Raw genomic sequence first — 13552 nt, forward strand, 5'->3', positions numbered from 1 at the left:
GGTATAAATCGTAACACCCTTGTTACAATTTATACCTTATCGATGAGTGATAAATAGAGGAGTTACTAATTGAGGATCTATAAACTTAGATAAGGAATAACTTTTTTTAATGTTGCTACACCAATACCTTTAACATTGACTAAATCTTTTAAATTAGTGAAATCTCCATTTTTTTTACGGTAATCAACAATGGCTTGTGCTGTTTTATCACCTATTCCATTAAGCGTTGTTAATTGTTCAACACTGGCACTATTAAGATCTATTTTTGATATCTTACCAACAGCAGCAGTGGTTGAAGTTACTTTTTTCTTTTCACTAGCAACCGTTGTTTTTGCTTTCTGAGTTACTGCACTACTCTTATCAAGGCTAGATGACACCTTACTATTGAGATCGGCAGCTAACGCAGATTGAAAACTGGCCGGTAATAAAAACAATGATGCAGCAAGAAGTAAACCACGCGTATATTTTTTCTTCATCATATTATCCTTTTTTTATTAGGGGTATCATTCAATTTAGCTTGTTCTGTCATTAAATCAATAAAAAATCACAAAATCAACTAACAAAAAAATCCTTACTTAATTCATTCGATCCAGTGTGTTATATCCGTTATGCTAAAAGCTTGGATTTTAGAGGACTTATTATGATTGAGTTACACCGTTTTGAGCATTTACGCATTGCGCAGGCATTTTCTGATTTTTTAAGCAGCCAAAATATTACGAATATTATTGAACAAAGTAAATTCCAATATCCAATAATGATTAAAAATGAAAATCAATTAGCACAAGCAAAACTTGAACTTGCATTATTTTTGGATAACCCAAATCAAAGTAAATACTTATCAGCAAGTTGGAAAACCGGTAAAACCGAACCCGCATCATCACAGTTAGCTTATGCCAATGCTAGCTTGTTATCCAACTTCAAAAGTCATGGTGGACTATTCACTCATGGTATTTTTATAACCTGTATAATTATCTATGCGCTTACTGCGTTTAATGTTTTTAATCCAATGAACTCACTTTTTGCCTTCTTCAGACAACAGCCTTTTGACTATATTGAAAGCTGGCGATTTATTACCCCTGCTTTTTTACACTTCAGCCTATTGCACATAGTGTTCAATTTATTATGGTGGTGGCAACTCGCTGGCTTAATAGAAAAACAACAGGGTAAACAACGTTTAATTTTATTATTTTTGTTTTCAGCCATTGCATCAAATTTGGCTCAATTCTTTTTAGTTGGACCTTACTTTGGAGGCCTAAGTGGCGTTGTTTATGGGCTAGTAGGTTACTGTTGGTTAACTGGACAATTAAACAAACAAAGCCAGGTACATTTACCAAATAGCATGTTTATTTTTTTAATAGGCTGGTTAATCTTAGGCTTTGTGGACTTATTACCCGCTAATGTTGCAAATTATGCACACTTAATAGGTCTATTAGCAGGACTTATATTGGCCGCTGTTTGTCATAAACTAAAACTATAAACACACGGCTAAAGGAAATGTTAGATTAGATAGTCAATTTATTGATCTAAATATTTAGTAAAGAGTAGGTTTTCAACGGGTCTTGTACCAATAAATTCAAACAACACATCGTTTACCTCTGTTAAACAACGTTGTCTGATCACGTCACGTTCGGTGTTAGATTTTATTTGGCTTTCATTTTGTTCGCCAAAAATAGTAATAATGCGATCCCGAATTAATGGTGCATTCATTTCTACCTGCTCATAAGCGCTGCTCGATTTAACCATCAAATCAACACGTAAGCGTACGTAACCTAAACGTTTTCCGGGTTTAATATAATTAGTAATAATATCTGGGCTTAATGCAAAATATTGGTAATCAGGAGCTTGCTGCCCTTCTTCCTCTTCAGCAACTACAGAGGTAAGCGGTGAAAGTAGTGCAAAATAAAGCACACAAAAAAACACTTTTTTAAGCATAGTTAATTCCTTCAAGGAAAGATGTTAATATTTTTGAGTGGTATAATAGCTCAATACTAAAGTGTTTGCTTGATGTGGGCAGATAAAATAACTGGTTTTTTAAATTAAAGGTTTGTATGTTTAATCAAATGCTTAACATTGCGTCATCAACTCAATGGCAAGAAAATAGTAAATCGAAAAATTGCACTAACTACATTCTGTCATGGTTATTAGATGAAGCATCTTTGACTAAGAAACTTGAACAAAAATGTCAAAATTTTTCGGTAGAAGTTAAGCAACAACTTAATACGAATGCAGAGCAAGCAACACTTTCCCCACATTTCCCCGCGCCAGAACAAGTCTTAGTACGTGAGGTACTTTTATATTGTGATGGTATTCCTAATGTGTTCGCTCAAACTGAAATCCCTTACAGTACACTCTCTAACAAACAACAAAACTTAGCGAATATTGGCTCTGAATCCTTAGGAAGAATTCTATTTCAAGACAAAACTCTGCAGCGTAGTAATATTGAAATTGCTGAGTTTACAGTCGGTTCTCCATTACATCTGTATAGTGCTTCACTACAACAGCCATGCGAACATTCATTATGGGCAAGACGATCTATTTTTTATATAGAAAATAAACCTTTATTAGTCAGCGAAGTGTTTTTACCTGCTTCAGGAATTTACCAATGATCATTTATTTAGACGCCACTAAACGGCAAGCTTTTTTGGAGTTAATGCGTGTTGATAAACCGATCGGCACCTTACTTCTGTTGTGGCCTACTTTATGGGCATTATGGATAGCGGCACAAGGTTTCCCTGATATCGATGTCTTGATTGTCTTTTGTCTGGGTGTGTTTTTTATGCGTAGTGCAGGTTGTGTGATTAATGACTTCGCCGATAGAAAAGTGGATGGATTTGTTAATCGAACTAAAAATCGGCCATTACCCTCAGGAAGAGCCACCAGCAAAGAAGCCGTGTATTTATTTTTATTTTTATCTTTATGCTCTTTTTTATTGGTATTAACGCAAAATAACCTGACCATTCAATTATCTGTTATAGGGCTGTTCCTAGCGTTTGTTTATCCCTTTATGAAACGATTTACCCATTTACCACAGTTTGTTTTAGGTATTGCTTTTAGTTGGTCAATTCCTATGGCCTACGCAGCACAAGCTAATATACTATCAAGTAGTGTCTGGTTATTATTTATTGCTAATATTACATGGACTATCGCCTATGACACTATGTACGGCATGGTTGATAAAGAAGATGATCTTAAAATTGGGATAAAATCTACCGCTATCTTATTTGGGAAATATGACAAGTTAATTATTGCTCTATTACAATTTATGACCTTAGTTTTGTTAGTGATTGTCGGTCTCATTGAGAATTTAAATTGGCTTTATTATGGTGCTTTAGCAGTGGCAGGTTTACTCTTTTTACAGCAACAAAAAAGTATTAAAAGTCGCGACGAAAAAGCCTGTTTTAAAGCTTTTCTAGATAATAACTATGTGGGTTTAGTGATATTTATCGGTTTTATCCTAACTTACTTATACCCGTAAATCAGCAAAGCTAAATGGCTAAAGATTAAAGATTAAAGATTAAAGATTAAAGGTTATCTCAGCTACTCCCCACAAAAAAACGGTTAGTTTTCACTAACCGTCTTATCGCTAAAAATTAATATTACTGGTTATTGTCAATTAACAACCTGGACCACATTCCATACACTCGTTGATCATTGCTGAGCCTAATTTTAATTTAGCATTCAAATCACGTAATGCGGTTCTAACACCTTCTTCAATAACCGGATGGTAGAAAGGCATATCTAACATTTGCGAAATAGTCATACGGTTCTGGTGTGCCCAAGCTAAAAGATGTGCAAGATGTTCAGCTTGTGGTCCAATAATTTCAGCCCCTAAAAAACGCCCTGTACCTTGCTCACCGTAAAGGTTTAATAACCCTTTATTTTTTAACATCACACGGCTGCGGCCTTGGTTTTCAAAGGAAACGCTACCAGTTTCAAAACACCCACAACCAGAAAACTTCTCTGTTATCTGTTTATGGCTAAGACCAACCATCGCTAATTGTGGATCGGTAAATACAGCAGCAATCGATGAACGGCGTAATCCAACACGAATATTTGGGTAAACTCCCGCATTACTGCCCGCGATTTTACCTTGGTCAGCTGCTTCGTGTAATAATGGAATTTGATTACTCGCATCACCAGCAATAAAAATAGTCGATACTGAAGTTTGCATTGTATATGGGTCGGCAATTGGAACACCGCGATCATCACTTTCTAATTTAACACTCTCTATATTTAAATTATCAATATTTGGACGACGCCCCGTTGCCGCTAATACATATTCAACTTCTTTAATTTGTTCAACGCCCTGTTTATCAATATAAGTAATTTCAACTAAATCACCTTTGCGTTGCATATTTTTTACGTTGGCATCTGCATCCAAATAAAACTCATCACTAAATGCTTTTTCTGCGTAAGCCATCACTTCAGGGTCAGTAAATGGGCCGACTTGTCCACCCATACCAAACATTAAAACTTCAACACCTAAACGGTGCAACGATTGCCCTAGCTCTAATCCAATCACTCCAGGACCAAATACGGCTACAGACTTGGGTAAATCCATCCAATCAAACACATCATCATTAACAACAAGTCGATCACCGAGATCATTCCATACTCCTGGATAACTTGGACGAGACCCTGTTGCAATAACAATGCGCTGCGCATTAACAAGCGTATGCTCATCTATCTTTAATTGTGTTTCAGATACAAATGTCGCTTTACCAATTAATTTATCATTCGCGTCAATTTCATCTACCGCTTCAACAACAAAACCCACAAAACGGTCACGTTCATCACGTACTCGTTGCATCACTTTTTTGCCATCAACTCGCACATCACCATCAACAAAAACACCAAAGGGTTCAGTATGTGCAGCACTATGCGCCGCTTCAGCTGCAGCAATTAATAGTTTGCTTGGCATACAACCAACACGAGCGCAGGTAGTACCAAATTTTCCACCTTCAATTAATACCACTGAGTCTGTTTTTTCTTTAGCTGCTCGGTAAGCGGCTAAACCAGCAGTTCCACCACCGATCACGGCAACTTGTACATTAATTTGCTTCATATTGTTTCCCAATTTTGTTTATTTCTTGAATTTTGGATTTAAAAAAAGCGTATGCCTTATCAAAGAACATACGCTTTTGATGATAATCGAGCAGTTATAAACTGTTCAAATTAGCTATTTGCGTAAGCGATAGCTGCTTCACTGTCACCAATATGTTTACCATCTACAAAAAGTTGTGGCACTGTAGTTTGCCCTGATACCGCTCTTAAGCTTACAGTCGTTGCATCTGTACCCAATACGATTTCTTCAAAGCCGATATTATTATCTTTAAGTGCAGCCTTCGCTTTTGCACAGAAAGGACAACCTGGCTTAGTAAAGATAGTTACCGCAGCTGGTGCTTTAGCATTTGGATTAATGTAGTTAAGCATTGTATCAGCGTCAGATACTTCAAACGGGTCACCCGGTTGGTTTGGTTCGATGAACATTTTTTCAATCACGCCATCTTTAACCAACATACTGTAACGCCAGCTACGCTTACCAAAACCAATATCACTTTTGTCAACTAGCATGCCCATACCTTCAGCAAATGCACCAGTACCATCTGGTACAACTGTAATATTTTCAGCTTCTTGGTCTGCAAGCCATGCGTTCATTACAAAAGTATCATTCACACTTATACAAACAATGTCGTCTACGCCATTCTTTTTAAATACACCCGCTAACTCGTTGTAACGTGGTAAATGTGTAGAAGAACATGTTGGAGTGAAGGCACCAGGCAATGCAAATACAACAACTGTTTTACCTTTGAATAATTGATCAGTTGAAACATTTACCCATTCATCACCTTGACGAGTTGGGAAAGTAACATTTGGTACGCTTTGACCTTCGATATTATCTAACATTTGTAGCTCCTAATAATTATCAATTGTAGTTTTAAGTTTGCTAACAAGCTGCTGCTTGCTGCGATGGAGTTATTATGCAAAATAAACGACAATAGTTAAAATCGTTTATTATTTGCAAAGTGATAGTTAAAACCTATTTAAAATAGTTTTTAACTATCAAGTTTCGTTTTTTTTATTATATAGACTATTAATCAAATAATGCTTTCAAACTCGCAATGCCTTTATCGGACAATTGCTTTTTTTGCTCATCTGTACGTTTTTTAGGGCCACTTTCCCATTCCACATCTTCCTGTGGTAATTCATTTAAAAAACGACTCGGTGTTGGTTTAATGACCTCACCATACTGACTTCGTTCCTTAGCTAGCGTAAAAGTTAATTCTTTTTGTGCTCGCGTGATACCGACATACGCTAAACGCCGCTCCTCTTCTACATTGTCTTCATCGATACTGACCTGATGAGGTAATAACCCTTCTTCCATACCAATCATATATACGTAAGGAAACTCTAACCCTTTAGATGCATGCAAGGTCATCAACTGCACTTGATCTAATTCTTCTTCACTTTCATTACGAGATAACATATCACGTAGAGTGAGACGTGCAACCACTTGCTCTAATGTCATCTCTTCATCAAGATCATCACCCTTGAGCATTTCAGTGACCCATTTGAATAATGTCGATACGTTTTTCATTTGCATTTCAGCAGCCTTCGGGCTTGGGCTACTTTCGTACAACCAGTCTTCGTAACCTATATCTCGAATTAAGTCGCGAACGACATCAATATCATCCTCTGTCTTCAAGCGATGATTTAATTCAACTAACCATCTTGTAAAAGCTTGTACAGACTGAAGCCCCTTGCCATTTAAGGTTTGCTCTAAACCAATTTCGAAGCTGGCAGCAAACATACTGATATGACGTAAATTAGCATAATTACCTAACTTTTCACGACTCACAGCACCAATGCCTCTGGGTGGTTTATTGACCACACGAATAAAGGCATTTTCATCATCATGATTAACTAGCAGCTTTAAATACGCCATGATGTCTTTCACTTCACTGCGCGCAAAAAAGGAGGTACCACCGCTTATTTTGTAAGGAATACGGTTTTCCATCATCACTTTTTCTAATAAACGACTTTGGTGATTACCACGGTACAATACGGCATAGTCTTTAAAGTTAGCGCCGTTCATAAATTTATGGCCCGACAGTTCCATCACCACACGTTCAGCCTCATGTTGTTCATTTTTAGCAAATAAAACTTTGATTGACTCTCCGTAGGCTAATTCGCTAAATAAGCGTTTATCAAATTCATGCGGATTATTAGCAATTAATACATTAGCCGCTTTTAACACCCGTTGGCTAGAGCGATAGTTTTGTTCTAGTTTAATCACTTTTAACTGTGGAAAATCTCGTTGCAGCAATACCAAGTTTTCTGGTCGAGCACCACGCCAAGAATAGATGGATTGATCATCATCCCCTACCACGGTGAAGCGAGCACGCTCACCCACCAAGGATTTAATTAATTCATACTGGCTAGTATTTGTATCTTGGTATTCATCCACTAATAAATAGCGAATTTTTTTCTGCCAACGTAAGCGCACCTCTTCTTTATGTTTCAACAATAAAGTAGGTAAAACAATAAGATCATCAAAGTCTAAGGCATTGTAAGCTTTTAGCTGACGTTGATATAAATCGTAGCAATGGGCAAAAATAACATCACGCTCACCTTTTGCTTGTTTAATCGCTTGGGGTGGCAATATTAATGCATTCTTCCAATTTGAGATTTGTGTCACCAACGCTTTTAAAAGGTCAGTATCTTCTTTGAGTTGTTTTTCAGTCAGTTCTTTTAATAAAGCTAACGTATCTTGATCATCAAACAAGGTGAAACCGGCTTTCATACCCAGTGTTTTCACTTCACGTTTAATAATTTCTAGGCCCAATGAATGGAAAGTAGACACCATCAATCCACGCGACTCTTTTCGTCCTAAGGTTTGACTAACGCGCTCTTTCATTTCTCGAGCCGCTTTATTAGTGAAAGTAACAGCCACAATATTTTTTGCATGGTAATCACAGTGCTGTACTAAATAAGCTATTTTATTGGTTATAACACGGGTTTTACCACTACCTGCACCGGCGAGTACCAAGCAAGGTCCCGAGATCATTTTCACTGCGGCATCTTGTCCAGGATTTAATTTCATGAAATGTCCTAAAAAATAAAAAAACAGTTTGATTCTACTTATCTTTTAACTGAAAGCTAGTGCAACAAAGTAGCAGAGCATTAATTCAACACTTTAGAAGTTAATGTAACCATACTTTTATTTCAGATTGTTAGATTATAAGGTCAAAGGCAATTAACCACGAAGACACAAAGGAAAAGAAGATTAAAATAAATCCATTTATGCTCAAGGTTTGTCTTTTCTTTTCAAACAGGATTATTCACGATATAAGAGATATAAAAAAAGTCTCTCTTATAACTCACAATAATATTTTAAATTATTTACAGTTTAAGATTGCAATCCACTATCATTAAACGATAATGAACGTTCATTCATTTTAAAGTGAACTCATGGATAAGCGAACTCAAATTTTAGTCGCTGCTGAAACAGTCTTAGCGCAGCGAGGATTTTATGCATTTTCAATGCAAAATTTAGCGAATACTGCGGGCGTTGCAGCGGGGACTATCTATCGCTACTTTGCTAGTAAAGAAGCGTTAATGAACGAACTACAAAAGTTCATTCGAGAAGAGTCAGCTAATAATGTGTTATTGGGCTGGAAAGATAGCTTAACTGATAAACAAAAATATGATCTCATTTGGCAAAATGCTTTTGACTGTGTACTAGCAAATCCAAGACGTCTTACTTTAATCGAAATGCTGCATTTTGTACCTAATATGGCTCAAGCTGAAATAACAGCATTTGAGTATGATATTTTCAAACCAATTACTGATTTTTACCAACATGGTATTGATACAAAAAAATTCTTAGACTGGCAACTGTTTGCATTAATGGCAGCGAGTCTAGACTCCTCAATTTCTTTAGCAAAACAAGTAATTCAAGGGCGGCTCATACCTGATCAAAAACAATTAGATCAAGTACGAGATGCTTCATGGGCAATCATTCAAAACCCAAATTTTAATCAACAGGACTAACTCAATGAAAAAATGGATAGCTTCGGCAATCATCTTGGCAATACTCGTATTTGGCAGTGTTATCGGCTTTAACATGTTTAAGGCACAAAAAATTAAAGAGTTTCTTGCCTCTCGCCCTATTCCTGAGTTTCCAGTCACATCCACAACGGTTAAATTGGAAGATTGGACTCCTCATTTACGTGCAATTGGATTTATTGAGCCTATTCAAGGTGTAACGGTTGCCAATGAAGTGGCCGGTAAAGTGACTAAAATTAGCTTCACATCAGGTCAAAACCTACAAAAAGATGATCCTATCATCTACCTAAATAGCGAAGTAGAACAAGCTAACTTAAAAGCTGCAAAAGGTCGTATGCCCGCAGTTGAACGTAACTACAAACGAATGAAATCATTATCAACAAGAGGTTCTGTTTCACAGGGCCAAGTGGATGACGCTGAAGCTGAATTCCTTGCTTTACAGGGTGAAATAGAAAGTTATCAAGCAACTATCAGCCTTCGTACCGTTCGAGCACCTTTTTCCGGCATTGCAGGGTTACGTAATGTATTTTTAGGCCAATATCTTGCGAGTGGTACAGATATTGTGCGTTTAGAAAATATTAGTCGCATGCAAATGCGTTTTACTATTGCTCAAAATGACCTCAATAAAGTGCATATTGGTCAAGCAATGAATGTATTTGTTGATGCACGTCCTGATACTTCTTTTACCGGTGTGATTTCTGCTATTGAACCTGCCGTAAACTATCAAAGTGGTGTCATTCAAATACAAGCATCAATTCCAAATGATGAACAAATACTGCGTTCGGGTATGTTTGCTAAAGCGAATATCATTTTACCCACCGTTGAAAAGCAAATAATCATCCCTTCAACTGCCATTAATTACACACTTTACGGTGAAACCGTTTATGTCATAACAGAACAGACAACAGACGATGGAAAAACGTTCTTACAAGCGAAACAACAAATCGTGACACTAGGTAAAAGTAAAGAAGACAAAGTACATGTTTTAACGGGTTTAGAAGAAAACGATGTGATTGCAACTAGCGGTCAAGTTCGTTTAAGTAATGGCTCACGAGTTAAAATCGTTGAATCACAAGCCCTTAATACTCCCTCTGTTCTTCCAGCATTGTAGGTGATGGCATGAAATTTACAGATATTTTTATAAAGCGTCCCGTTTTAGCCATCTCGCTGAGTTTGCTTCTTGTGTTATTAGGTATTCAAGCACTGACTAAAATGCAGGTACGCGAATACCCAAATATGACCAATACTGTGGTTAAAGTAACCACCAGCTACTATGGCGCAAATGCAGACTTAATACAGGGCTTTATTACCCAACCTATTGAACAAGCTATTGCACAGGCCGATAATATCGATTTTATCAGCTCACAAAGTTTTATGGGTAGTTCCACTATTACAGTGAATATGAAACTTAATACTGAACCTAGTGGCGCTGTGGCGGATATTCTAGCAAAGGTAAACAGTGTAAGTTCACAACTACCTAGTGAAGCTGAAGATCCGACTATTGATGTCAGTACTGGCTCTACGACTTCCGTTATCTACATTGCTTTCTCAAGCGACCATTTAAACTCTAGTCAAATCACCGATTACCTAGAACGCGTTGTTAAGCCGCAATTATTTAGTATTAATGGTGTTGCTAAGGTTAATTTATATGGCGGTACTAAATTTGCTTTACGAATTTGGTTAGATCCTGAACGCATGGCTGGTTTTGGGTTAAGCACCGCTGATGTTGTGACTATCTTACAGGCTAATAATATTCAGTCGGCCTCTGGTCAGGCGATGGGTTATTTCACTCTATTTAACGGTAGCTCTGAAACTCAAGTTAAAAACGCAGCCGAGCTAGAAAACCTAATCATTGCAACACGTGAAAATGGAAAAACCATTCATTTACAAGATATAGCGCGCGTATCACTTGAAAAAAGTCACGATACTTACCGTGCAATGGCCAATGGCGATGATGCGGTAGTCGTTGCGATTGACGCTGCACCCACAGCAAATCCACTTGATATCACAGCAGATGTAAGGCTCATGTTACCGGCTTTAGATGCCAGCAACCCAAGCTCAATTAAAATGAAAGTTTTATATGACTCTACTATTGCCATCGAAGAATCAATTAATGAAGTAATAAAAACTATCGCTGAAGCAGGCTTAATTGTATTGATCGTAATGATCTTATTCTTAGGTTCTTGGCGTGCCGTTATCATTCCAATCATTACCATTCCGCTATCGCTAATTGGTGTTGCTGTTGTAATGCAAATATTTGGCTTTACCATCAATCTCATGACGCTATTAGCTATGGTATTAGCCATTGGTTTGGTGGTCGACGATGCGATTGTGGTAGTAGAAAATATTGACCGTCATATCAAAGCAGGTGAAGAACCTTTCCGTGCAGCAATTATTGGTACGCGTGAAATTGCGGTTCCGGTTATTTCTATGACTATTACATTAGCCGCAGTATATGCACCTATCGCTTTAATGGGTGGGATAACAGGTTCGTTATTTACTGAATTTGCTTTGACTTTGGCTGGCGCTGTATTTGTTTCGGGCATCGTGGCACTCACATTATCACCCATGATGTGTAGTAAAATGTTGAAAATTAATCATCAGCCAAATCGTTTTGAGCGTACTGTTGATTCTGTATTAACGGGGTTAACTAATAAATATAGCCGCGCATTAAACATCCTGATGTTGCGTCGCCCTGCTGTAATTATTTTTGCATTACTGGTTTTTGCTTCGCTACCAATGCTATTTAAATATATTCCTTCTGAACTAGCACCAACTGAAGATAAAGGTGCATTGATGATGATGTCTAAAGCACCCGCGAATGCGAATTTAGACTTTATTGAAAATAGTATGCGTTTAGTCACTGATATAATTTCAGATCAACCAGAGGTAGAGAGTAGCTTAGCCATGTCTGGTATTCCTAATGCTAACCAAGCATTTGGTATCGCTATCATGAAAACATGGAGTCAACGCGACAAGGATCCAAAACAACTTTCAGCGACCATGACACCTGCATTCAACGCTATTCCATCAATGGCGACAACGGCGTTTCAAATGCCTGAATTACCAGGTTCATCAGGTGGTTTACCAGTACAATTTGTAATAACAACGTCTAATCCATTCCAAAGTTTAGTGAGTATTGCCAGCGATGTATTAGCAGCAACACAAGCTAACTCTACTTTTGTTTACTCAGAGCTCGACCTTGCCTTTGACTCAGCGACGATGAATATTAGTATGGACCGTGATAAAGCTGGAGCCTACGGGATTACGATGCAGGATATTGGTATCACATTGGGCACCTTATTAAGTGATGGTTATTTAAATCGTATCGATTTAGATGGACGAAGCTATGAAGTGATTGCACAAGTTGAGCGTAAATATCGTTTATCACCAGATAAACTAGGTGACTTTTTTGTTCGAGCACAAAATAATGACATGGTACCGTTAAGTGAGTTGATTAGTATTGATATCACGGCAGAACCGCGTTCTTTACCGCACTTTAATCAACTTAATAGTGCAACAATCGGTGCTGTATTAGCCCCTGGTAGCACTATGGGTGAAGCGATAGACTTCTTTGAAGAGTTATCGACCACTAAACTGCCGCAGGGTTATCGCCACGATTACCTCGGTGAAGCACGTCAGTTTGTAACTGAAGGCGGCGCTTTATATGTCACTTTCTTACTTGCTTTATTCATCATTTTCTTAGTACTTGCAAGTCAATTTGAAAGTATTCGAGACCCATTAGTGATTCTAATGACGGTTCCGTTAGCAATTAGTGGTGCGCTTGTTGTGCTTGCTTGGGGCGCCGCTACAATGAACATCTATACTCAGGTAGGTTTGATAACCTTAGTTGGCTTGATAACTAAACATGGTATTTTAATTGCTGAAGTCGCAAAAGAAGAGCAATTACACCATGGTTTAAATAAGATAGAGGCTGTAAAAACGGCCGCGGCTGTTCGTTTACGTCCTATTTTAATGACCACCGCCGCAATGGTAGCTGGATTGGTTCCACTTTTATTTGCAACCGGTGCAGGTGCAGTTAGCCGCTTCGGTATTGGTGTTGTAATTGTGGCCGGTTTATCGATCGGTACCTTATTTACGCTGTTTATTTTACCGGTAATTTATTCCTTCATTGCCAGCGAACATGAAAAGGTTCCTGAATTTGACGAAGAAAAAGCATTAAAGGTAAATGCGACCAAAGCTTAATCACTAATTAATAAATCAAACGATTACGTTTATTTATTCTTCAACGCCACTGATAATTTTTTCTCAGTGGCGTTTTTTATTACTTGGATTCAGATCATAAGTGCATAACTTGAATTAGTAGAAAAAGAATTGAGTTTAAGGCAATTATTGAGTCAAATGGTTGTTCGTTTTATAAAGTTCCTTACACGTTTCATACACATAAGTGATGTATTTTAACTAACAACATCAATCAACTATTTTATGAAATTATTACTATTAGTTAGCAAACCCCACCTAC

General features: G+C 37.5%; 11 protein-coding genes. 6 read left to right on the top strand and 5 right to left on the bottom strand.

From position 1 onward, the window contains the following. Positions 1 to 77: 77 nt before the first annotated feature. The gene (locus MT390_RS02805; RefSeq protein ID WP_499439456.1) at positions 78 to 479 is read right to left on the bottom strand and encodes a ComEA family DNA-binding protein; all 402 of its coding nucleotides are present in this window, start codon (positions 477 to 479) and stop codon (positions 78 to 80) included. Between the two features lie 161 nt (positions 480 to 640). On the opposite strand from MT390_RS02805, the gene glpG reads away from it, so the two are divergent. Next, a complete protein-coding gene (glpG, locus tag MT390_RS02810) occupies positions 641 to 1477 on the top strand; it encodes a rhomboid family intramembrane serine protease GlpG (protein WP_499439458.1) in 837 nt (278 codons plus the stop codon). Between the two features lie 38 nt (positions 1478 to 1515). Here the strand turns inward: glpG and MT390_RS02815 are convergent, their stop codons facing one another. Continuing rightward, entirely contained in the window at positions 1516 to 1932 is a 417-nt protein-coding gene (locus tag MT390_RS02815; RefSeq protein ID WP_499439459.1) for a flagellar basal body-associated FliL family protein, read from the bottom strand. Positions 1933 to 2048: 116 nt separating this feature from the next. On the opposite strand from MT390_RS02815, the gene MT390_RS02820 reads away from it, so the two are divergent. Together MT390_RS02820 and ubiA are read left to right on the top strand one after the other, a co-directional pair. Beyond that, positions 2049 to 2606 carry a chorismate--pyruvate lyase family protein gene (locus tag MT390_RS02820; protein ID WP_166368901.1) on the top strand — a complete coding sequence of 186 codons (558 nt, stop codon included), beginning with the start codon at positions 2049 to 2051 and terminating at the stop codon, positions 2604 to 2606. Next, positions 2603 to 3475 carry a 4-hydroxybenzoate octaprenyltransferase gene (gene ubiA, locus MT390_RS02825; RefSeq protein WP_499439460.1) on the top strand — a complete coding sequence of 291 codons (873 nt, stop codon included), beginning with the start codon at positions 2603 to 2605 and terminating at the stop codon, positions 3473 to 3475. Before MT390_RS02820 ends, ubiA begins: the two co-directional genes overlap by 4 nt. Before the next feature lie 138 nt (positions 3476 to 3613). On the opposite strand, the gene MT390_RS02830 is transcribed toward ubiA, so the two are convergent. From MT390_RS02830 to rep, 3 genes are all read right to left on the bottom strand, one after another. Next, entirely contained in the window at positions 3614 to 5065 is a 1452-nt protein-coding gene (locus MT390_RS02830) for a dihydrolipoyl dehydrogenase (protein WP_499439462.1), read from the bottom strand. Positions 5066 to 5175: 110 nt separating this feature from the next. Continuing rightward, the gene (locus MT390_RS02835) at positions 5176 to 5907 is read right to left on the bottom strand and encodes a glutathione peroxidase (RefSeq protein ID WP_499439463.1); all 732 of its coding nucleotides are present in this window, start codon (positions 5905 to 5907) and stop codon (positions 5176 to 5178) included. Between the two features lie 187 nt (positions 5908 to 6094). Further along, positions 6095 to 8104 carry a DNA helicase Rep gene (gene rep / locus MT390_RS02840; protein WP_299663616.1) on the bottom strand — a complete coding sequence of 670 codons (2010 nt, stop codon included), beginning with the start codon at positions 8102 to 8104 and terminating at the stop codon, positions 6095 to 6097. Positions 8105 to 8472: 368 nt separating this feature from the next. On the opposite strand from rep, the gene MT390_RS02845 reads away from it, so the two are divergent. From MT390_RS02845 to MT390_RS02855, 3 genes are read left to right on the top strand one after another with little or no spacing between them, the layout of a single operon-like run. Next, complete coding sequence (locus tag MT390_RS02845) at positions 8473 to 9054, top strand: TetR/AcrR family transcriptional regulator (RefSeq protein ID WP_499439466.1); 582 nt, start codon at positions 8473 to 8475, stop codon at positions 9052 to 9054. A gap of 4 nt (positions 9055 to 9058) precedes the next feature. Beyond that, positions 9059 to 10180: an efflux RND transporter periplasmic adaptor subunit gene (locus MT390_RS02850; RefSeq protein WP_499439468.1), complete on the top strand. Its 1122-nt coding sequence runs from the start codon at positions 9059 to 9061 to the stop codon at positions 10178 to 10180. 8 nt (positions 10181 to 10188) lie between these two features. After that, on the top strand, positions 10189 to 13275 hold the full coding sequence (locus MT390_RS02855; RefSeq protein ID WP_499439469.1) for a multidrug efflux RND transporter permease subunit: 3087 nt from the start codon (positions 10189 to 10191) through the stop codon (positions 13273 to 13275). Positions 13276 to 13552 lie beyond the last annotated feature (277 nt).

Origin of the sequence: Vibrio sp. 2-Bac 85, assembly GCF_037546705.1 — a bacterium.
In the GTDB taxonomy this organism is placed as follows: domain Bacteria; phylum Pseudomonadota; class Gammaproteobacteria; order Enterobacterales; family Psychromonadaceae; genus Psychromonas.